Origin of the sequence: Serratia sp. MYb239, from assembly GCF_002966855.1 — a bacterium.
In the GTDB taxonomy this organism is placed as follows: domain Bacteria; phylum Pseudomonadota; class Gammaproteobacteria; order Enterobacterales; family Enterobacteriaceae; genus Serratia_B; species Serratia_B rhizosphaerae.
Window position 1 is genome coordinate 563529 of record NZ_CP023268.1, and the last position, 21225, is coordinate 584753.

General features: G+C 60.4%; 21 protein-coding genes. 9 read left to right on the top strand and 12 right to left on the bottom strand.

The window, feature by feature from the left end:
• Positions 1-48: 48 nt before the first annotated feature.
• The 5 genes from CLM71_RS02635 to CLM71_RS02655 form a co-directional block, all read right to left on the bottom strand.
• On the bottom strand, positions 49-759 hold the full coding sequence (locus CLM71_RS02635; protein WP_105229623.1) for a trehalose-6-phosphate synthase: 711 nt from the start codon (positions 757-759) through the stop codon (positions 49-51).
• A 35-nt stretch (positions 760-794) separates the two neighbouring features.
• Entirely contained in the window at positions 795-2174 is a 1380-nt protein-coding gene (locus tag CLM71_RS02640; protein ID WP_105229624.1) for a glutamine synthetase family protein, read from the bottom strand.
• Positions 2175-2523: 349 nt separating this feature from the next.
• Complete coding sequence (locus tag CLM71_RS02645; protein WP_105229625.1) at positions 2524-3600, bottom strand: YncE family protein; 1077 nt, start codon at positions 3598-3600, stop codon at positions 2524-2526.
• 190 nt (positions 3601-3790) lie between these two features.
• Positions 3791-4195 (bottom strand): putative T6SS immunity periplasmic lipoprotein, encoded by a 405-nt coding sequence (locus CLM71_RS02650; RefSeq protein WP_158684779.1) that lies wholly within the window; start codon positions 4193-4195, stop codon positions 3791-3793.
• Complete coding sequence (locus CLM71_RS02655; RefSeq protein WP_105229627.1) at positions 4192-4731, bottom strand: hypothetical protein; 540 nt, start codon at positions 4729-4731, stop codon at positions 4192-4194. Before CLM71_RS02655 ends, CLM71_RS02650 begins: the two co-directional genes overlap by 4 nt.
• Before the next feature lie 249 nt (positions 4732-4980).
• Between CLM71_RS02655 and CLM71_RS02665 the strand changes: the two genes are divergently transcribed.
• Positions 4981-5901 (top strand): 3-hydroxyacyl-CoA dehydrogenase family protein, encoded by a 921-nt coding sequence (locus CLM71_RS02665; RefSeq protein ID WP_105229628.1) that lies wholly within the window; start codon positions 4981-4983, stop codon positions 5899-5901.
• Here CLM71_RS02665 and CLM71_RS23835 read toward each other — a convergent pair.
• Positions 5898-6044: a hypothetical protein gene (locus tag CLM71_RS23835; protein WP_158684780.1), complete on the bottom strand. Its 147-nt coding sequence runs from the start codon at positions 6042-6044 to the stop codon at positions 5898-5900. The genes CLM71_RS02665 and CLM71_RS23835 overlap by 4 nt on opposite strands.
• Positions 6045-6363: 319 nt before the next feature.
• Here CLM71_RS23835 and CLM71_RS02670 point away from each other — a divergent pair, with 319 nt between their 5' ends.
• Positions 6364-7500: a porin gene (locus tag CLM71_RS02670; RefSeq protein ID WP_105229629.1), complete on the top strand. Its 1137-nt coding sequence runs from the start codon at positions 6364-6366 to the stop codon at positions 7498-7500.
• A gap of 25 nt (positions 7501-7525) precedes the next feature.
• Here CLM71_RS02670 and CLM71_RS02675 read toward each other — a convergent pair whose 3' ends face one another.
• Positions 7526-8347 (bottom strand): helix-turn-helix transcriptional regulator, encoded by an 822-nt coding sequence (locus CLM71_RS02675; protein WP_105229630.1) that lies wholly within the window; start codon positions 8345-8347, stop codon positions 7526-7528.
• Between the two features lie 119 nt (positions 8348-8466).
• On the opposite strand from CLM71_RS02675, the gene CLM71_RS02680 reads away from it, so the two are divergent.
• The 3 genes from CLM71_RS02680 to CLM71_RS02690 all read left to right on the top strand — a co-directional run bounded on the left by CLM71_RS02680 (position 8467) and on the right by CLM71_RS02690 (position 10828).
• Positions 8467-8850 carry a hypothetical protein gene (locus CLM71_RS02680; RefSeq protein ID WP_105229631.1) on the top strand — a complete coding sequence of 128 codons (384 nt, stop codon included), beginning with the start codon at positions 8467-8469 and terminating at the stop codon, positions 8848-8850.
• A gap of 9 nt (positions 8851-8859) precedes the next feature.
• The gene (locus tag CLM71_RS02685; protein ID WP_105229632.1) at positions 8860-9729 is read left to right on the top strand and encodes a helix-turn-helix domain-containing protein; all 870 of its coding nucleotides are present in this window, start codon (positions 8860-8862) and stop codon (positions 9727-9729) included.
• Positions 9730-9907: 178 nt separating this feature from the next.
• Complete coding sequence (locus CLM71_RS02690) at positions 9908-10828, top strand: L,D-transpeptidase family protein (protein WP_172606353.1); 921 nt, start codon at positions 9908-9910, stop codon at positions 10826-10828.
• Between the two features lie 82 nt (positions 10829-10910).
• On the opposite strand, the gene CLM71_RS02695 is transcribed toward CLM71_RS02690, so the two are convergent.
• Entirely contained in the window at positions 10911-12167 is a 1257-nt protein-coding gene (locus CLM71_RS02695) for an aminotransferase class I/II-fold pyridoxal phosphate-dependent enzyme (RefSeq protein ID WP_105229633.1), read from the bottom strand.
• 302 nt (positions 12168-12469) lie between these two features.
• Here CLM71_RS02695 and CLM71_RS02700 point away from each other — a divergent pair, with 302 nt between their 5' ends.
• Complete coding sequence (locus tag CLM71_RS02700; RefSeq protein ID WP_105233202.1) at positions 12470-13636, top strand: phospholipase D-like domain-containing protein; 1167 nt, start codon at positions 12470-12472, stop codon at positions 13634-13636.
• A 188-nt stretch (positions 13637-13824) separates the two neighbouring features.
• Here the strand turns inward: CLM71_RS02700 and CLM71_RS02705 are convergent, their stop codons facing one another.
• Positions 13825-14946: an iron-containing alcohol dehydrogenase gene (locus tag CLM71_RS02705; RefSeq protein ID WP_105229634.1), complete on the bottom strand. Its 1122-nt coding sequence runs from the start codon at positions 14944-14946 to the stop codon at positions 13825-13827.
• 525 nt (positions 14947-15471) lie between these two features.
• Here CLM71_RS02705 and CLM71_RS02710 point away from each other — a divergent pair.
• The 3 genes from CLM71_RS02710 to CLM71_RS02720 all read left to right on the top strand — a co-directional run bounded on the left by CLM71_RS02710 (position 15472) and on the right by CLM71_RS02720 (position 18019).
• Complete coding sequence (locus CLM71_RS02710; RefSeq protein ID WP_105229635.1) at positions 15472-16227, top strand: LuxR family transcriptional regulator; 756 nt, start codon at positions 15472-15474, stop codon at positions 16225-16227.
• 97 nt (positions 16228-16324) lie between these two features.
• Entirely contained in the window at positions 16325-17626 is a 1302-nt protein-coding gene (locus CLM71_RS02715; RefSeq protein WP_105233203.1) for an FAD-binding oxidoreductase, read from the top strand.
• 27 nt (positions 17627-17653) lie between these two features.
• A complete protein-coding gene (locus CLM71_RS02720; RefSeq protein ID WP_105229636.1) occupies positions 17654-18019 on the top strand; it encodes a cupin domain-containing protein in 366 nt (121 codons plus the stop codon).
• Positions 18020-18049: 30 nt separating this feature from the next.
• On the opposite strand, the gene CLM71_RS02725 is transcribed toward CLM71_RS02720, so the two are convergent.
• Genes CLM71_RS02725 through CLM71_RS02735 form a run of 3 tightly spaced genes read right to left on the bottom strand, consistent with a single transcriptional unit; the run spans position 18050 to position 21188 of the window.
• Positions 18050-18856, bottom strand: coding sequence for an alpha/beta hydrolase (locus CLM71_RS02725; protein ID WP_105229637.1), 807 nt, complete (start codon positions 18854-18856; stop codon positions 18050-18052).
• A gap of 29 nt (positions 18857-18885) precedes the next feature.
• Complete coding sequence (locus tag CLM71_RS02730; RefSeq protein ID WP_105229638.1) at positions 18886-19998, bottom strand: class II histone deacetylase; 1113 nt, start codon at positions 19996-19998, stop codon at positions 18886-18888.
• Positions 19995-21188, bottom strand: a complete 1194-nt coding sequence (locus CLM71_RS02735) for an MFS transporter (RefSeq protein ID WP_105229639.1) — start codon at positions 21186-21188, stop codon at positions 19995-19997. Before CLM71_RS02735 ends, CLM71_RS02730 begins: the two co-directional genes overlap by 4 nt.
• Positions 21189-21225: the final 37 nt, after the last annotated feature.

Sequence of the window (21225 nt, forward strand, 5' to 3'; positions counted from 1 at the left end):
CGTCGGCTGAGCGGTTCCACCGCGCAGGGCGCGCGGCGGGCGGGGGCGTCAGCACAGCCGGCTGGCGTGCTGCGCGTCGGGAAAGATGGCGGTGCTGAAGATATGGCCGTCGACCTGATACTGATTGTCGGGCAGCGGCTCGACCTGGTAGGCGTTCGCCAGATAGTTGTGGAAATTATTGGCGTCGCCGAGGCTGCGAAAACCGATCAGATCGTAATAGAGCAGCGACTCAACCAGCTCGCGGTGCTGAGGAATGTTCTTCAGCAGCGGCGCGGCGGGAAACGGCAGCGCGAAAAAGAAACCGCACGGGTTAAGCAGCCCCTGTTCCTTCAGCGCCGCGCCGCAGGGCAGCAGTTGATAATCATCAATGCAGATCAAATCGCTCGGGCAGATGTATTCGCTGGCGATGGCGGCGATCTGCCGGTTGACCTGCCGGTAGGCCTGGTAGTTTTCCGGCGTGAAATGGGCCAGCTCGGGGCGGTTGTGGAACACCGGCCACAGCCCGTCGTGGTAGTAGCCCTGATAGTGGTAGTGAAACTCGCGGGTGGAAAAGGGAAAGGTCACCAGTTCATAACCGTTGCTGTGCTGCACCTGTACCGGCCGGTCGGCGGCGTCGGCGAAGTTTTCCACATTGCTGTCCCAACCCAGCCACAGCCCCTGGCTTTCATCGGTCAGGGTATTCAGCGCGTAGTCCTGAACGGCGGCGATAATATCATTGGCGTCACAGTGTTTATTGGAGAGCAGAACCAGACGAGACATCAAAGGGCTCCTTGGTTATTCGTCATCAATCGGGATTACAGCGGCCAGGCGCGTTCGGCGTCGGTAATCAACTGCTCAAACTGCGCCAGCTCCGCGCTTTTACAGCTGTGCCACAGGTCGCAGAATGCCGGGCCGAGCAGGCGTCGCAGCGCCGCACAGCGTTGAAACAGCGCCAGCGCCTGCGGCTGGCCGAGCGGCAGCGGCGTTGCCTGCGGATCGTCATAGCCGTTGCCGCAGCTGGACGGCGGCAGCGGCAGGTTCTGCTCCAGCCCGAACAGCATGCCGGCGAGGATGGCGGCGACGGCCAGATAGGGGTTGGCGTCGGCGCCGGCCAGCCGGTACTCGATACGCTGGTTGGCCCGATCGGCGCAGGGCAGGCGCAGCGCCACGGTGCGGTTGTTGTAGCCCCACGAGGCGCGCAGCGGCACATGCATCTCGGGGCGGAAGCGGCGGAACGCGTTGACGTTGGGCGCCAGCAGCGCCATGGAAGCCGGCATCAGCGCCAGCATGCCGGCGAGCACCTGGCGCATGGCGTCGCCGGGGGCATCGTCCTTCATGCTCAGGCGGTTGCGGCCCTGCGCATCCTGCAGGCTGATGTGGAAGTGCAGACCGCTGCCGGCCGTCTGCGCGTCCGGCTTGGCCATAAAGCAGGCATGCTGCCGGTGCTGCTGCGCCACCTGACGCACCAGCCGCTTCAGCGCCAGCAGCTGGTCGCAGCTGGTCAGCACCTCGGCGCTGTGGCGCAGGTTCAGCTCATACTGGCCGGCTGCCGCTTCGGCCACCACGCCGGTCAGCGGCAGTGCCTGCAGCCTGGCGTGGCGGGCGATATCCTCCAGCAGCGCACCGTGGCACGCCGGCGCATCAACGGCAAAGTTCTGCGATAACAGCGCCTCTTGCTGCCCGGGGCGCTGTTGCGGTGCATGGAGATAAAACTCCAGCTCGGCGGCGATCACCGGGTAATAGCCGAGGCGGTGCAGCCGCTCAAGCAGCTGCGCCAGCACCACGCGCGGCTCCAGCAGGCAGGGCGCGCCGTCCGTTTCTTGCATGGTCAGCAGCAGCTGCGCGCTATGCTGCGGGTCTTTGGCGCAGGGGCGTAGCGTGCCGCACACCGGCAGGCACAGCCTGTCGGGTTCGCCGGCCTGCTGGCCCAGACCGCTGTACTCCACCACCTGGCCGTTGAGATCCATTGCATACACCGACTGCGGGAAATAGCAGCCCTGCCCCAGGGCGAACAGTTCCGAGACGGCGATGCGTTTGCCGCGGATTTGGGCGTTCAGATCGTGCAGATAGATATCGACGAACTCGGTGTCGGGATAATTGTGCAGATAGTTCTCGACCTCGGCGGCGAACGGCGCTTGCCGCGCCGGTTCCGGCGCGGTTAACAGCGGATGAAAATCGATGATATTAGCGTACATGGCGGCCCCCGGTGCATTGCGGGACGCGCCGGGAAAAGGCGGTGATAACGTGCAGAGATAAATGCATGAGGAGTGCTCTCAACAGGCCATAGCGGCGACATGATGATGTTATCCGGCACGCGTAAAACCGTCTGTAAAAACGCCGTAACGATTGCGCAGGGGGAGATAAAAATGGCGTAAATAACGGGGGAAGGGGGAGTTTATGTGGCGGTGAATACGCGAGGGTTTATAGGGCGATAGTGTAAAAGGAATTGCCGTTCACGTCAGTAGCAGAGGAATACTGCACGTTTACGGCAATGCCTATGAGGCCATCTGCGCAGGGATCCCCCTGCGCTCTGGGGACGCAGGGTTATTTCAGGCTGACGCGAATAACATCGTCAGGAGCGGTAGCCTCTTTCTCGCGGCTGGCAGCCTGTTTCACGCTGACGTACAGCGTCTTGCCGTCCGGCGACAGCGCCAGGCTGTTCGGGTGGGTCGGCGTTTTCAGGGTTTCCCGCACCTGGTAGGTTTTGGCGTCAATCACGCTGACGGCGCCGGCCTTACGGTGGGTGACGTACACTTCGTTGCGCGCCGGGTTAAACAGCACGGCCAGCGACTCCGGCACGTCGATTTTCTGCAGAATATCGCCGTTGCGGGTATCCACCACCAGCAGCTGCGGCTGTTTGGAGTCGGTGATAAAGGCGCGGTGATTCGCCGTATCCAGGCTGATATTCAGGAAGAAGTGCTCTTTGGATTCATCCAGCTTCTTGCGCGTCAGCACCTTGTTGGCAGCGGTGTCGATGGTGACCAGTTCGCCTTCGCTGTTGGTGACGTACAGGCGCTTGGCGGCGGCGTCCAGCGCCAGGCCGGTGCCGAATTTGCCGGTGTCGGTAATGGTGGTGCGCAGGGTCATATCCTTGCCGTTTACCACCCAGACCACGCTGGACTCGCCCAGACCGGTGATATAGACGGTATCGGTGCTTTCATCCGCCACCAGTTCGCGCGGCGCCAGCGGTTTCACGCCTTCGGCGCGTTTGCGCGCATCCAGCACCAGCCGGCCTTTCACCTCGCCGCTGGCGGCGTCGATGGCGGTGACGGAGCTGTTGACGGTGTTGCCGAAGAACAACGTGTTGGTTTTGTTATTGATTGCGGCGCCGAACGGCTTGATATCGTTGTGAATAATCTGGGTTACGTCCAGCGTGGTCGGATCCAGGCGATACACCACGCCGCCTTTGTCCAGTTTACGGCTTTGCGAGGTCGCCAGATACAGCGCGTTTGCGCTTTGGCTGTACGCCATTTCATAGGCGCCTTTACCGACCGGCTTGCGCAGCAGTTCGGATTCGGCCTGCGCCTGGGACGCGGTGGCAAACAGCATGGTGGTCAGCAGCATCAGAGGGAAAACCGCGCGCCCGCCAAGGCGACGGCCGGTTGTCATTACAGCGTTCATAACATCTCCATATGGTTAAAATTATTATTGCCGCGCAGCGGCCGGAACGGCTCAACATTGGCTTCAAAGGCAGTAGCCTGCCGGGCGTGTCGTCGCACGCCGGTTATTATTTGAGAATAATAATCATTATTTATACGAAAGGGGAGCGGTTTATTGCCGACGGGCCGTTGAATGGCCGTCTGCGCAGCGCTCAAGGGCGGAGAATCAGCCGGCCGTCGGGGGTTTTGGCGAGGGAAAATTCGTGGGTATATTTACGCCGCTCACGATCGTGATTAAGCGAGACGCCCATCATCACCGCATAGTTGCCAACCTGCCAGGCGGCCTGCGGGTATGTGACGCACCGGCCGGGCTGCAGTGCCGGCAGCGGATGAATGTCAGGCGAGGTCCAGACAATATCCCATTGCTGCGATGACTGCCGGGAGACGATGATGCCGCGGTTTTGCAGGCTATCGTGAGGGCTGACGCTGTCGGCAGGTACGGCGAAGCAGGGCTGGTTATCTTGCAGCGAAACCTGCAGCGGGTAATACCACTGTTTTTCCAGCTGGCAGCCGCTTAGCGTCAGTAGGCTAAGCAATATCCAGGGTATTTTTCTCATGGTAAATTCCTTCTATTTGCGGGGTCTTTCAAAAATAGTCGTAGAACCCATTCGTAGCGCCTTTTTAAGTCAGGTCCTTTTATCCCCTGCATATTTGATATGGCATCAAATCCGTTACGCCCGAATTTGATTAAATAAAAATAATCAGCAAGAATGCTTGCCTGAACTTCCATTCCATAATCTGATAATAACCTATAGTCTGGCAAGGAATACTTGTATGACACAGCCCAGCTACCTAACCCTCTAAGTCGTACATTTACGCCCAGTTGATACTGCCAAACATGAGCCATTTCATGAATGAACCAATGTTGATCATTAGCATTGGCTATGGAAAAATCTTCTTTGAAATGTTTGGGCATAAAGTATATTTCACCGTTCGGTGTGACGGCTGTGTCTTCGTTTTGTAGTCCAAAAGGAAAATAGCTTCCGTTATGAACCATCACTCGTGAATAGTCGATTGAGTTCTTATATATATAGCGTGATAAAGTTATTTCACCAGTACTAAGTTTTCTTGACTTCCCTTTTGGAATGACCATTTATTTTTGTCCTTAAAAATAATTTTGGAAAAAATATAATATCTTTACATCAATGGAAATGATCCATGACATGTTTATCGCTGTTATTTTTTCGTCCTATTTTCCTGCCCCACCGGCGACGGCCGGCGCGTCGATGGATGGCGGGTGTTGACCGATCTGGCCTATCTTGAAAGAGAAGACGGCGCATTTGTACTGCGCGAACGCGCGCCGGACGTGGCGCTGGCGCCCCCCTGAGCAGAGGAGCATGAGATGCAGCAGATGAACACGATGGTACTGGGTGCGGGGCTGATGGGCATCGGCATCGCTACGCATTTTGCCCGTCACGGGCGGCCGGTGCTGCTGTACGACACCGACCCCGCGCGTCTGGCGGAGGTGCCGGCGGCGGCGGGCAGCATTCTGGCGGAGCTGGCGGCGGCCGGACTGGCCGATCCGCAGGAGAGTGTGGCCACGCTGGCGCGTCTGCACACCACGAACGAGCTGGCGCAGGCGGCGTCGGCGCAGCTGCTGATCGAGGCGATCCCTGAACGGCTGGCGCTCAAACACACGCTGTACGCCCAGCTGGAAGCGCTGATCGCCGACACGGCGATTATCGCCAGCAACACCATCGGCCTGCCGCCGGACCAGCTGGCGGCACCTCTGCGCCATCCGGAGCGGCTGCTGATCGCCCATTTCTGGAACCCGCCGCATCTGATTCCGCTGGTGGAGATCGTGCCCGGCAGCGCCACCGAAGCGCGTCATCTGGCGACGGTCGAACGGCTGCTGACGGCGCTGGATCTGGAGGCGGTGGTGTTGGATCGTGCTGCGCCGGGCTTTGTCGGTAACCGCCTGCAGTTTGCGCTGCTGCGCGAGGCGCTGCATATCGTGCAAAGCGGCATCGCCAGCCCGCAGGTGGTCGACCAGGTGATGCGCGCCTCGCTGGGGCGGCGCTATGCGATGGTCGGGCCGCTGGAGGCGGCCGATATGACCGGGGACACCGTGGCGGATATCGCCCGTCATCTGTTGCCGACGCTGGCCGCCGGCGACGGGATGATGACGCTGGTGCAGGAAAAGGTGGAGCAAGGGCAAACCGGCCTGCGCAGCGGCGACGGCTTTTATCGCTGGGACGACGCGCGTAGGACGCGCATTGCGCAGCGGCGTACCCATCAGCTGCGCTTTGCGCTGAAGCCTTAAACCACCGCGAGCATCAGATCGATGCCGGCCATGAATGCATTGGTCGCGTTAGCGGCCTGCAATATGGACGGCGGCTGGCTGGCGCAATAAATAACGCTTTGGCGGATGCCGCCGCGACGGCATCCGTTAGCCAATATTTCCATGTGGTAATTATCACGCCCCGCACCTATTTTAACGTCCGTTTTATTTTTTCTGATTTGTTATGAAATATTAATGGCCGGCCGTATTATCGGTTAGAGAACGACATTTATGCTGATTATTTGCACATCATTTATTGTTTTGTTGCCGTTGGTAGCATTCTGATACGTTTTTATTTCTTCGCCGCTGCCATTTATCTTTTTATGTATTAGGTCATGAGATTTTATCCCTTGCGTCGCTTTGTTATATCGGGTAATTATTAATTTATGGCCAAGAGCCATGGCAGTTAATAATAAGAAAAACTTATTTCAGACAGGGGTAGTAATGAAAATGATAAAAACGCCAATTATTATTGGCGGCGTCCTGCTGTCGGCGTTATCCGGCGCCGCGCAGGCGGAAATTACCATCTTGGAGAAAAACCCGCAGAGCAATGTGTTGTTGGCGCCGCTGAGTTTAAAAGTGGGCGGCAGCATTCGGCCGGAATGGATTTTTAATAATGGCCCGGAGCCGGGCTATGATAAAAACGGTCATGACGGCGGCACGCGCTTTCGTTTCAGCGCCGATTACGCCCTGAGCCAGCATACCTCAGCCATCGGCTACTACGAATGGGGTGTGGATCTGGCGCACGCGCTGAGCTGGGACGGGCATTACGACGAAGACGGCAAGCGCGACTATCAGCGCCAGCTGTATGGCGGTTTTAAAGACGATCGCTACGGTACGCTGACCTATGGCCATCAGTACGGCATCTATTATTCCGTGGTCGGAATTAAAAGCGACGTCTGGGATAACGATGGTCACGCCGGCGGCACCGGCATTGGTATTTCCGGCGACTATGACGGCGGGAATAAACCCAAAAACAGCCTGAAATATACCAATGACTTTGGTCCGCTGACGCTGTACGCCAACTATTTGCTGCCGGAAGATGATTTGCACACCGCCAATAACCTCAGCTACCGGCGTTCCGGCGGCGGCGGGCTGGGGTTCGATTATAAAATCGATCCGACGCTGACGCTGAGCGCGGCGTATAGCTACACCGACGCCAAGGTGAAAGATGACCGTTATAACGAGCAACAATATCACCAGCAGCTGTCAGGGACGGCGCTGACCTGGCAGCCGGACAACTGGTATATCGTCGGTACCGCCAGCTACTATAAAGATTATGTGCCCAGCACCCGCGAGCGCAGCCTGTCGCACTTCTTTGCCGGCGACGGTTACGGACTGGAAGGGTTTGTCGGCTATACCTTTAATATCGACAAGCCGTTCCTGAAATCTGTCCAGCCTTATGTGGCGGCGGACTCGCTGCGGCTGAAAGGGCAGGAAGATTACCACGCCAATCACGTCTATCTGGGGGCAGGCACCACCATCGGCTACGGCCTGTCGGTGTATGTTGAACGCACGCTGGCCAACAGCAGCGACAATGAGCCGGACTCCACCTGGGTGACGGTGTTTTACGACTTCTGACCGCCGGGCGCCGCGCTCGCGGCGCCTACATGGCGATGGTGCCGGACGGCATTGGGCCGTCCGCCGCCTTTTCCGCCAGATAGCGCGCCGGCGGCTTGCCGACCGCTTTCCTGAACATGGTGACAAAGCCGCTGGCGCTCTCATAGCCCAGGTCCAACGCCACGCTCTGCACGCTGACGCCCTGCGTCAGGCGTTGCAGCGCCAGCATTACGTGCAGCTGACGTCGCCAATGGCCGAAACTCATCCCCAACTGCTGCTGCAGCGTACGGCTCAGCGAGCGTGTGCTCATGCCGATATGCTGCGCCCATTGCGCCTGCGTGCGCTTATTCGCCGGGTCCGCCAGCAATTGATCCATCAGCTGGCGGATACGCGCGTCCTGGGAGACCGGCAGATGCAGATTTTCCACCGGCGCCGCCGCCAACTGATCCAACAGCACCGTCGTCAGCCGGCCCTCGGCCCCGTGCTGATCATACAGCGGGGTAAAGCGGCTGGCAGCCAGCAGCAGTTCGCGCAGCAGCGGTGAAATGGTCAGGGTGCAACTGCTGGCAGGCAGATCGCCGGCGGCGGCCGGGTCGACAAACAGGGCATAACACTCGGTGGTGCCGGTGCCGCGCGCGCTGTGCAGCACATTGCCGGGCATCCATAGCGCACACTGTGGCGGCACTAGCCACAGCCCGTTTTCCACCTCGCAGCGCAGCATGCCGCGCGCGGTATAAATCAGCTGCGCCTTTTGGTGACGATGCGGCTCGACTTCCCAATTTTCGTGAATCGTCGCGCCCTGCACGGCGAACACCGGGCGCGGCACGTTATCAATGTCCAGACAGGCCTTTTTGGTGACAAAAGACATGAGAATGACTCTCATTTTGGCGTAAATGAAAAATAGTATGTCCTGATTGTGCAATGCGGTCTAGTGCCGTTGTCGATAAAGTAAGCGGCAATCCGATAACTGTTTGCAGGAGATGCAAGATGTCCTTTGACGCCGCAACCTTCCCTTATGTCCGCATGTATCGGCCCGCCGGGCAGCCGCGTGACGTCGTCGCCGAATTTGCCGAATTTGGTGCGCTGCTGGCGCGGCGGCAGCCGTTTGTGATTGTGTGTGAACCGCGCTCTGACGAGCAGGGAGAGCCGACCCGCGATGAACGCACGCAGGTCGCGCTGTGGAAACGCGAACACCGCGCCGCGCTGAAACAGTATGTAAAAGGCATGGTGATGATCGAGCCGGATAGCGCGCGGCGACTTGCTGCGGGGCCGTTTGCCGAGTACTCCAGCAAGTTTTGGGGATACCCGGTCGAGGTTGTGGCTGATAGCGAACAGGCGCATCGGCTGGCGCAGGCGTGGTTGAATCAATAAGGGGGCTATATGCATCAACGGGAGGTGATTAATCAGCTGCTGGCGTGGATCGAACAGAATCTGGAGCAGACGCTGTCGCTGGATGAGATCGCGGCGAAAGCCGGCTATTCCAAATGGCATCTGCAACGGATGTTCAAACGCCAGACCGGCCACGTGCTGGGCACCTACGTGCGGCGCAGAAGACTGAGCGCTGCGGCGCGCGAACTGCGGCTGACGGGCACCAGCGTGGCGATTATCGCGGATAAGTATCAGTTTGACTCCCAGCAGACCTTCACCCGCGGTTTCCGCCGGCAGTTCGGGCTGCCGCCGGCCGCCTACCGCCGCAGCGCGGAGTGGCCGGGCTACGGCATGCAGCCGCCGCTGCGCTTGTGCGCGCCGCCGCTGCCGGCGGCGGATTTTGTCGAACTGCCGGCAATGCGGCTGGTGGGGCGGACGCAGCGCCGCACGCTGACGTTAAACGAACTGAGCCGGCGGAAAAAAGAGCTGCGTCAGAGCGCCTGGAATGCGCTGCGCTGCCCGCTGTCCGGGCCGCCGGCGGTGGCTTACGGCCTGGCCCGGCTGGATGTCGACAGCCGCCAGCAGGATCGTCAGTGCATGGCGTACACCGTTGCCCTGGACGATGAGCAAACGGCGGGGGAGGAGGTGAGGATTGAACCGGGAGAGTACGCCAGCTTTGTCTACCAGGGGCAGGCGGAGGATTTCCAGAATTTTATCGCCCGCGTTTACGACAGCGTGATGCCGGCGTTGAACGTGGTGCGCCGTCCGGGCAGTGATATTGAGCGTTTTTACCCCGCGCAGGGCGGGTTTTACCATCAGGCCGGCGCGGCGATCCACTGCGAATATCTGATCCCCATCCGCCGTTTATCGGCGTCGAGTTAGGCATCTTTCCACTAAAATTTATCGTCTTCCGGCCGTCTGCGGTAAAAAAAACTCCATCCAGAGGTCGGGAAAATTTCACACTTTTGCTTAAGTGAACATATAATGCGCATCCGGCCGTTACAGGCCGGAGAGAATTTTGACCGATATTGCCAGTGCGGCCCACCAAACCAACACGAAGATAAACATGAGCATTCGCGCGTTATTAACCCTGTTTACGGCCCTGGTGGCGTTCAGCCAGACCGCCCTCGCCGTTGTTTACCCTCTGCCGGCCAAAGACAGCCGTCTGGTGGGGGAGAATATCCAGATCCAGGTCCCTGAGGACAGCAAGCTGCCGCTGGAAAGTTTTGCCGCGCAGTACCAGATGGGGCTGAGCAATATGCTGGAAGCCAACCCGGGCGTCGATCCCTTCCTGCCGAAGGCCGGCAGCACGCTGACCATCCCGCAGCAGCTGATTCTGCCGGATACGCCGCGTCAGGGCATTATTATCAACAGCGCAGAAATGCGTCTGTACTACTACCCGAAGGGCACCAACACCGTAGTGGTGCTGCCGATCGGCATCGGTCAGTTGGGTAAAGACACGCCGATGAACTGGGTCACCAGCGTGCATCGCAAGAAAGACGGCCCGACCTGGACGCCAACCGCCAAGATGCGTGAAGAGTATGCGGCGCAAGGGGAAATCCTGCCGGCGGTGTTCCCGGCCGGCCCGGATAACCCGATGGGGCTGTATGCGCTGTATATCGGCCGCCTGTACGCCATTCACGGCACTAATGCCAACTTTGGCATCGGCCTGCGCGTCAGCCACGGCTGCGTGCGTCTGCGCGCCGACGATATCAAATACCTGTTCGATAACGTGCCGGTCGGCACGCGCGTACAGTTTATCAATGAGCCGGTGAAAGCCTCGGTCGAGCCGGACGGCAGCCGCTATCTGGAAGTGCACAACCCGCTTTCCGCCAACGAAGAGCAGCTGAAGTCGAAAGATCCGGTGCCGGTGATGCTGTCGCCGGCGGTTGGCAAGGTGCTGATGGACAGCGGCGTCAACCAGAGCGAAGTCGACGCGGCGATCAAAGCGCGTTCCGGCATGCCGGTGAAAGTGAACTGAGCCACGTTCGCTGAGTCATAAACGATAGAATGCCGGTCGGTGCGAACTGACCGGCATTTTTTTGCGGGCAAGACGCCTGGCTTTACGGCGCCACCGCCTCTCTTGCCGCGCACAGCACCTGCAGCGCCAGGTCGAGATCGTCTTTGCTGTGGTGGTATGTGACGTTCATCCGTAAGCGTTCAAGGCCTTTGGACACTGCCGGATACCCCACCGGCATCACGTAAATATCCCGCTGGTGGCAGTATTGCGCCATCGCAAAGGCCTGGCTTTCGCTGTAGATCATAATCGGTACGATCGCCGCCTGCTCCGCCCTGACTTCAAACCCTTCTCTGCGCAACGCTGCGACAAAATAGGTGATGTTTTCCATCAGCTTTTTCCGCCGCTGCGGGCCTTCCTGCTCCAGCACGTCAAACGCCGCCAGCATGGCTGCGGTGGTGATTGGCGAGAGCGCGGCGCTGAAGATAAAGCCGCGGGCGGTCATGCGCAGGTAGTGGATAACCGCCTGCGTGGCGGCGATAAAACCGCCTTGGCCGGGCAGCGTTTTGCTCAGCGTACCCATCAGAATGTCGATCTGGCCGCGGCAGGCGAAGTGCTCTTCAATACCTTTGCCGTTGGCACCCAGCACGCCGAGGCTGTGCGCTTCGTCAACCATCAGCAGGGTATTCGGATGCCGGTCGCGCAGGGCGATCAGTGTATCCAGCGGTGCCAGATCGCCCTCCATGCTGTAGACGGCATCGATAATAATCAGCTTGCGCGCCTGCGGCGGCGCGGCCGCCAGCTGTTGGTCGAGGGTCTGCATGTCGTTATGGGGAAACCTCACGACCTGCGCGTTACCGATTCTGCAGCCGTCGATAATGCTGGCGTGGTTAAGTTCGTCGCAAAAAATCACGTCGCCCTTACCGAGCAGGCTGTCGATCACCGTCAGGTTGGTCATAAATCCGGAGCTGAAGGTTAATGCGGCTTCACGGCCAAAGAAGCCGGCGATGCGCTGTTCCAGCCGCTCGTGAATATCCAGGTTGCCGCCGAGCAGGCGTACGCCGTGGGTGCCGGTGCCGTATTGTTTGAGTGCGCTCAGCGCCGCTGCTTCGATAGCGGGATGTTTTAACAGACCCAGATAGGAGTAAGTGCAGAAATTAAGTTTGCGCTTGCCTTCACTGTAGATCCAGGCTTTGTTGTTATCGTCATAGCCGCTTATTTTGCTGAAGAAGAATGAATAGTCACTATTGAGCTTATGGTAGCGGGCAGCGCCTCTGGCTATTTTCTTGTCAAACGCAGACGGTTTATTTATTTGCCGATCGCTGCGGGTATCTGGCGTAGCGTCAGGGTTATGTTCTTTCATCCTTTATCCTTATTTCTCATCGTTTCTTTATTGATGTTCTATTTTTGTCCGGCGGATACGTTCCAGAATGTATCAAAATGACTAATCAATTACTCTAGGATGAAATATTGGAATGCCTCAGTATTTCATTAATTTCCTGGGGGCGATGTTAATAATCCGCATGTTTATTAATAATTATGATTGTTTGATAGTTAATAAAGAAAATATTTGCTCCATAAATATTCAGCCCGACTTGACAGAATAAGATGAGGTTATGCCTAATGGCCGTCAGTTTTACGCCGCTATGGAGTTACCCGTTGATTATGAGTCACGATGCCGCCAATGCGCGTTTTGACGTGCCCGGCTATGAGCTGGTGTACAGCGCACCGGTAGAAACCTGCCTGCAGAATGATGACCTGCGCGACAGCGCCGAAGTCTGGCGGCAGATGTTCGCCCAGGCGCGGCAGCGCATCGATATCGCCCAGTTTTATGTGATGAACCAGCCCGGCAGCCGGCTGGATGCGGTGCTGGCGGAGCTGCGCCGCGCCGGCGAGCGCGGGGTGAAAATCCGCCTGCTGCTGGAGCGCAAGGGGCTGCGTAATTCGGCGGCGGATACGCTGGAACAGTTGGCGGCGATCCCGCAGCTGGCGCTGCGCGTGCTGGACTATCAGCCGCTGAGCGGCGGCATTATGCACGCCAAATACCTGCTGGTGGACGGCGAACAGGCGTTTGTCGGCAGCCAGAATTTTGACTGGCGGGCGCTGGAGCATATTCATGAGGTCGGGCTGCGCGTCAGCGATGCCGGCGTGGTGCGCCAGATACAGGCGGTGTTTGAGCAGGACTGGCAGGCGCAGGCATTGCAGGCGCAGCAGCAGCCGGTGCCGCCGTTGACCTATCAGCCGGCGCCGCCGGCGGACAGTTATTTGCTCGCCAGCCCGCGCGCGTATGTGCCGCCGGGGGTGACCGATACGCAGAGCGAGCTGCCGCGGCTGCTGGCGGCGGCGCAGCGGCGGGTGCGGGTACAGGTGATGGAGTATGCGCCGCTCTCCTTCGGGCCGGGGCGCAGCCGCCCCTATTATGCGGTTATCGACAACGCCCTGCGCGGCGCGGCGGCGCGTGGCGTCCAGGTGGAGCTGATGGTGGCGGACTGGAACACCAAAAAGCCGGAGATCGCTTATCTGAAGAGTCTGGCGCTGCTGCCGAACGTACAGCTGAAAGTGGTGACCATTCCCGCCGCCAGCAGCGGGTTTATTCCCTATGCCCGGGTGATCCACAGCAAAATCATGACCATTGATGAGCAGCTTGCCTGGGTCGGCACCAGCAACTGGAGCGGCGGTTATCTGGATAATTCGCGAAATCTGGAGCTGGTGCTGCATAACGATGCGCTGACCACGCGGCTGGACCAGCTGTATCAGCAACTGTGGGACAGCCCGTATGCGGCGGCGCTGCGTATTGAGGAAGACTACCCGACGCCTCGGCCGGGCGGCTGAGGCATCTGCGGGGAAACAAAGGCCGATGTATCAAGCCGTTGCTCCCCCGCTTTAAGGTTTACCGATCTTTCTTCTTGCCGAAGAGTTTGATCAGCGCGCCGACAATCAGGCCTACGGCGATGCCGGTCAAAATCCAGTCGATAATGCTCATGTTACTTCTCCGCTATTTCCTTGATCGAATTATATATTCATTCGATATGGAATGCCGCCTCTATCATCTGTTGCCGCTGCCGGGCGGAGTAGTCGATCAGCGAGTTTTTACTGTTGGACTTCTCCACGCTGATGCGCAGCTCGTCCGCCGTCAGAGCCAGCGGTTCCTGCCAGAACGGCGCGATGGCGTGTTCGGTGATGAAGTCGCTCAGGTAATGCTCGGGGCTGCCCGGATGTTGCGGGAACAGCCGCCCGGCCAGTTCTTGCATCAGCCGGCGCTGCTGCGGCTGCTGGCTCTCTGCCAGCAACTGCAGGAACGGCAGCAGCAGGCGGCCGCACACCTGGCCGTGATGGTAGTCGCGCAGTGCGCCTACCTCGCCGGCGATGCCGTGGATCACGCCCAAACCGGCGCTGCTCAGCGTCAGGCCGCCGAGATAGGATGCCTGCATAATGGCTTCGCGCGCATCGTCGCTGCGGTTCAGCGCCGGCCAGGCGTCGAGGAACAGGCGTATGCCGCTCAGCGACTGCTCGCGCGTCAGGCTGCTGGCGGTTTTTGACAGGTAGGCCTCGAACAGATGGGTGAAAGCGTCAATCGCGCAGTAGGCCAGCACGTGGTCGGGCGCGCCCCGCAGCAGCTGCGGATCGAGGATCGCCGTCTGCGGCACAAAATTGGCGTGGCGCAGCGAGGCTTTAACCTGTTTGACGCGGGTATCGGTGATTACCGCGTTTTGGGTGACTTCGCTGCCGGTGCCGGCGGTGGTGGGAATGGCGATCAGCGGCAGGGTGGCGCCGCTGATGGGCGTGTCGCCCACCTTTTCCATATAGCGCAGCGTCGGCAGCGGGTGTTCCACCAGCGCTGAGAATGCCTTGGCGGCGTCGATCACGCTGCCGCCGCCGATGGCCACCACCCGCGCCGCCTGGCCGCGCCAGCGTGCGACCCAATGGTCCAGCTCCTGCGGCGAGGCCTCATGGCTGACGATCTCCCGGCCGATCAGCAGCGGATCGAGCTGCGGCGCCAGCGAGGCGTATATCGGGCCATTGAGAAACGAGCGGCAGCTGAACAGCAGCGTGGGCTGCGGATCCTGCTCCAGCTGCGGGATCAACTGTCCGATGGCGCCCTGGCCGAACCAGGTGTGGCGGTTGGCAATGGTGAGGGTCATGCATGGCTCCTTGGCGAACGGCAAAACGCCAGCATAATTCAGCCCGGCGGCGTGAACCACGATTTCTTGCCATGCAACAGCTTTATAGATTTAGTTTTTTAACGTCAAAGCTCATAGTTAATTGGCCCGGTACCTGCGAAGCAGGCTGAACGTGCCTAAGCGCGGGCGCGGGCGCGGGTGCGGGTGCAGGGGGCGCGCCTACGGCCCCTGCAATTGCCGTTTATCTCAGTGACAGAGAAATACTGTACGTTTACGGCAATTCTGATTACACATTGCTGACATAGGCCACGTATAAAAATACCTATCCGGCATACATAACTATTTCTGCCTTCAATCGTCATAGCATTAATATATTAATGAATGCGCCTTTCAGCCGGGCGGGCAAGTTGTGACTGATTTAACACGCCTGCTTTTACCGGCTTGCATTTCAAGCAGTGAGATGCTTTTTATTACTTTCCGGCCGCCCGCTGATTTTCGGGCCGCGCCAGGCGCAGATTGTTAACCTGTTAATACTCGGAGGCGCGGATGGATATTCAGCTTGCCAGACTGACGACGGTGATTGACGCCGTGGCGACCCGCCATTTCTATCCGCACCTGCTGGCCTACCTGGAACGCTTCTTCGCGTTCGATAATGCGCTGGTGTACGCCTTTGAGCAGGATCGGCCGCCGTGCTGCCTGCTGAAGGCGGAAAAAGAGAACAGCGACCGGGTGAACGCGCTCTATCAGCAGGGCGCCTATCTGCAGGATCCGTTTTATCACGCACTGAACGACGGGCGGCAGGGGGATATCTTCACGCTGCGCCAGTTGGCTCCGCGCGGTTTCTACCACAGCGATTACTACCGCAATTTTTACCGTAAAACCGGCTGGCGCGACGAAGCGGGCATTGTGCTGCAGCTGACGCCGCAGCGCCGGCTGGGGGTGTTTTTCGGTTCTTCACGGCGCACGGTGGCGCTGCGTCAGCCACGGCAGCAAGAGCTGCGCGAAGCGCTGATGTTGGTGCGCAGTGTGGCGCGTCTGCACGGCGATGTGGCGCCGGATGCCGCGCCGGCCACGCCGTGCGATCGCGGCGCGACGGCGCGCGCAACGCTGACCCCGCGCGAGCGTGAAATCGTTGATTTAATTCTGGCCGGGCAAGGCTCGCCGCAGATTGCCGAGCGGCTGTTTATCAGCCTGGGCACGGTGAAAAATCACCGTAAAAACATCTACGGTAAACTGGGCATCGGTTCGCAGGCCGAACTGTTCAGCCTGCTGCTCGGCCCCACGCTGCCGCACAGCGCATGATGTTACGAAATAGTTAAAATATCCCTAAAGGGACATGGCCGCGCCGCCGCCGCCCGCTGATAATCGCCGTCAGGGTCTGGATCAGGGGAGTGCGGCAGTGAACAACAATATCGAATCGTTAACCTACTACGCGGCGACCAAAAAATACGATCTGCGTTTTCCGGTGCTGGAAGAGGATCTGGACGTTGACGTGGTGATCGTCGGCGGCGGTTTTTCCGGCATCAATACCGCGCTGGAGCTGGCGGAAAAAGGCATTACCAATATCGCCATTCTGGAAGGACGCCACCTCGGCTACGGCGGCACCGGTCGTAACGGCGGGCAGGTGATGGCCGGCATCGGCCACGATCTGGAGAAGATCAAACGTCACGTCGGCCCGCAGGGGCTGGAAACCATTTTCCGCATCAGCAATCTGGGCGCCGGCATTATCCGCGATCGCATCAGTAAATACGCCATCGACGCCGACTTCTGCTTTGGCTACGGCTACCTGGGCAGCAATGCGCGCCAGGAGAAAACGCTACGCGCCTGGCTGAAGGAGTTTCAGGCGGTGGCGCCGGACGAAGAGATTGAACTGTACACCGGCGCGGAGGTGAAGCAGGTGGTCGGCTCCGACAGCTACACCTGCGCGCTGAAACATATGGGTGGCGGCCATGTGCACTCGCTGAACCTGCTGCTGGGGGAAGCCAAAGCGCTGGGCGACTACGGCGTAAAGATCTTTGAAAACAGCAGCGTGCTGGCGGTAGAGTACGGCCCGCGCATTCGGGTGCGTACCGCGATGGGCTCGGTACGCGCCAATAAAATGCTGTGGGCCTGCAACGGCTTTCTCAACGGCCTGGAGCCGGCCATCCACCGCAAAACCATTAATACCTACGCGTTTCAGCTGGCGACCGAGCCGCTGCCGGAGGCGCTGATCCGCCGGATCAGCCCGATCCGCGGTGCCTACAGCGATATTCGTCCGGTGATCGACTACTACCGGGTGACCAATGAGAACCGTCTGCTGTTCGGCAGCGCCACGCGGCTGCTGGAGTATATTCCCGCCGATCTGAAAGCCTGGAACCGCAACCTGATGCTGAAGGTGTTCCCGTACCTGCATGACGTGAAGATTGATATGGCCTGGGGCGGGCCGCTGTGCTGCAGCGCCAATCTGTTCCCGCAAATCGGCACGCTGCCGGCGCACGACAATGTGTTTTACGTGCAGGGCTATTCCGGCTTCGGCGTCACCCCCAGCCATATCGTCTGCAAGGTGCTGGCAGAGGGCATGGCGGAAGGCTCCGAGCGCTACGCACTGATGAGTTCAATCCCGCATGTGGATATCTTCGGCAAGGACCAGCTGCGCCGGGTGATAACCTCCGCCGGCAAAATGTGGCACCAGACGTCCGGTTACTGGAAGGGACGCCGTTAACCGTTATTACAACCAGAGGAAACCAAAATGAAACCACTTCTGCTTAAACAACCCTTGCCGGCGCTGACGGAGATCGGCAGCGTCAGCAACCTGGGGGCGACGGTGATTGCCGGCGAACCGACGGTCAGCGTGGCGATGATCGACGGCGCGCCCGACGACAACCTGAGCTGCGGCGTGTTCAGCTGCACCCGCGGCAGCTTTGTGATGGAGTATCCGTTTGCCGAGCATGCGACGGTGTGGGAAGGCACGGTGACGCTGACCGATGAAGCCAGCGGTGAAGCGGTGCAGTATCAGGCCGGCGACGCCTGGTTTGCGCCCAAGGGCGCCAGAGTGCGCTGGGACATCACCTCCGATCGCTTTGTAAAGCACTACCTGGCGGTAGTGAACGGCTGACAGACCGGCCCCGCGGGGCCGGCTTTTCCTCTAGCGCAGCGTGCGTTGGATAAACGCGCTGACAAGCTGCAGCGTCCGATCTTTGTCGATCTCATGGAAAATTTCATGGCGGGCGCCGGGCAGGATCTCGGCGTGGAAATCGCTGCCGCGCAGCCGTTCGAGGGTGGTGCGGCTCTCCTCGCTTAACACCAGACGATCGTCGCCGCCGTGCAGCCACAGCGTAGGCAGCGCGCCGAAGCCCGGCCCGGCGTCGATGGTCGCCAGAAACCGCCGTATCGCCTGCAGCGTCGGGCGTTTGAACGGCCCGTGCCACACCAGCGGATCGGCCTGATAGGCGACGCCGACCGCCGGATCGCGCGACAGGGTGCTGACGTCCAGCGGCGTATCGGGGATGGTCTCCATGTCCTGCAGATCGCCGATGGCGGTATGTTCGCCCAGCAGCGGGCCGGACAGCACCAGCGCCCGGACGTCGTCGCCGAAGCGTTGTACGTAGCGCGTGGCGATCATGCCGCCCATCGAGTGGCCGATGACCACCAGCGGCAGATCGGGATGCTGACGGCGAATCTGCCCGACGGCCTGCCGCACATCGTCGACCACCGCCTCATAATCCTCAATCAGCACCCGCTCGCCCTGCGACAGCCCGTGGCCGAGATGGTCCGGGCCGAAGACGCGTGCGCCCAGATCCTGCAGCGTGCGCGCCACATAGTGGTAACGGCCCAGATGCTCGCCGTAGCCGTGTACCAGCAGCGCCAGAAAACGCGGCGCGTCATGCTGCCAGTCATGCAGCGCGATATCACCGCGCTGCCCCTTGATAAAGCTGACCTGTTGTTGCGACATACCGTCCCCTTGTGAGTGTTCCTCTTTGATTATAGGTCGAATTGTCGCGCCAGTTGGTCGAGGGCTTCACGCTGGAAGCGGTTGAAGTCCGCGCGCGGCTGCTGCTGCTGAATAAAGGCCAGCAGCGGGTCCTGCACCTCGGTGCGGACGCCGCTCAACTGCTCCATTACCGCCAGCCCGCAAAACGGCACGTAGGACTCGGCATAGCCGCCCTCATGCACCAGCAGCAGTTTGCCGTCGCACAGCTGGTCGGCGGCCTCCTGCACCAGTGCGGTCATGGCGCGGAAGCTGTCGCTGTGCAGCTGCATGCGCGCCAGCGGATCCATCGCGTTGGCGTCGTAGCCGCAGGCGATAATTATCGCCTGCGGACGGAACTGCGCCAGCGCCGGCAGCACGATGCGCTGCATGGCGTACAGGTAGCTGTCGTCGCCGGCGCCGGCCAGCAGCGGAATATTGAGGTTATAACCCAGGCCGGCGTCGGCGCCGCGATCCTGCTCGCCGGCATAGCCGGCCGGGAAGCAGCCGTCCTGATGCAGCGAAATGGTCAGCACGTCGTCGCGCCGCCAGTAGATGTGCTGGGTGCCGTTACCGTGGTGCACGTCCCAGTCAATCACCGCCACCCGGTCAAGGCCGCAGCTCTGTTTGGCGCGTTCGATGGCGATGGGAATATTGGCCAGAAAGCAGAAGCCCATCGACTGTTCCGGCAGGCAGTGGTGGCCCGGCGGCCGCGACAGCGAATAGGCGTTGTCGAGCTCACCGCGCAGCACCGCCTCCAGCGCGCTGCAGGCCAGCCCGGCGGACAGCCTGGCGATTTCGTAGCTGCCGGGGCCGAGCGGCGCTTCCTCACCCAGCAGGCCGCCGCCGTTGTCGCTCAGCTGCTTGAAGCGTTGCAGATAGTGGGGCGGGTGAATACGCTGCAGGTCCTGTTCGTCCGCCAGTTCGGCGCTGCGCAGCTGCAGCTGACGCGACAGGCCGGAGACGTCCATCAGGTTTTTCATCCGCCGTTTGGTTTCCGGCGATTCGGCATGGCTGGCGCCGGCGGGGGGCTGCACCCAGCCGCCGACCGGCAGCGTGGTGGCGTGCAGCCCGGTGCTGTGCCAGAAGCAGCGTTCATCGAAGAAAAAGCCGGTGTTTCTTTTCACGTTGCAGACTCCTTGTTAAAGGGCGCGCGCGGCGCGCGGGATGCCAGCGAGATCAGCAGCAGCGACAGCAGGGCGCAGCTCAGTGCGCCGCCGAGCAGCGCGCCGAAGCCGCCGAAAAATTGCAGCAGATAGCCGGCCAGCAGCGGACCGATGGCCATGCCGCCGCCGATGACCAGGTTGATGCCGTTCATCAGTTTGCCGTTGTTATCCAGCCCGGCGACGGCCGCCAGCATAAACGGCAGTACGAAGGTCCAGGTGAATTTGAACAGCACCGCCGCGGCGGCAAAGCGCGCCAGCTGCGGGGTGGCGAACAGCAGCATGATACTGGTCAGCAGCAGCAGGTAGCCGAAGACCATCAGCCGCTGTCGCTGACGATGGTCACCGGTCAGCGCGGCTATGCCGGCGCCGGCTATGCCGAACAGCGTGGCGATGGCCAGCACCTGGCCGCCGTGCACCGCCGACAGCCCGGCGGCGGCGCCGATATTGCCGATAAACGTCCAGACCGCGCTCAGGCTGATATAAAAGCACAGCACTGCCGCCACCGCGCACAGCTTGCGCGCGACCGGGGCGGGGCGGCGGGACGTTGTCGTCTGCGGCGCCGGTCGGTAGCCGTCGGGAAAGGCGGCGATCAGCGGCAGGCAGCACAGCATCAGCGCCGCCAGTAGCAGGTAGACCGCCATCAGGCCGAACTGGGCAAACAGCGGCGGCAGCGCCAGCAGGCCGATCGCCCCCAGCGCCAGCTGGCCCAGCACCCAGCAGGCATAAACCCGGCTGGCGTTGCTGACGCCGGCGGCGCAGGTAATACAAAGAATCATCAGCGTGCCGCCCGCCAGCGAGGCGATAAAGCGCAGCGCCAGCAGCGGGCCGAAGCCGCTGACCAGCGCCGAGGCCAGATTGCCGAGCAGAAAGACGCCGGCCGCCAGCCAGGCGACCCGACGCCAGTTGATGCGGCTCATCCACCACCAGGCCGGCAGCGTGGCGAGGCTCATCGCCCCCAGCTCGCAGGCGAACAGCCGGCCGATCTGCGTAGGCGTCAGACGCCATTCAGCGGCCAGCTGCGCGGCGATCGCCGGCGCGGTCATCAGCACGCCGGGTGCGATGGCGGCGAAGGCGATAATGGCGATCAGCAGCTTTGGCGGGCAGGGCAGCGCCGCCCGCTGGGCAGGCGCGGAAAAGGCATCGCTGGACATAAATATATCCTTATGGCTGGCTATGATTTTATTGCGG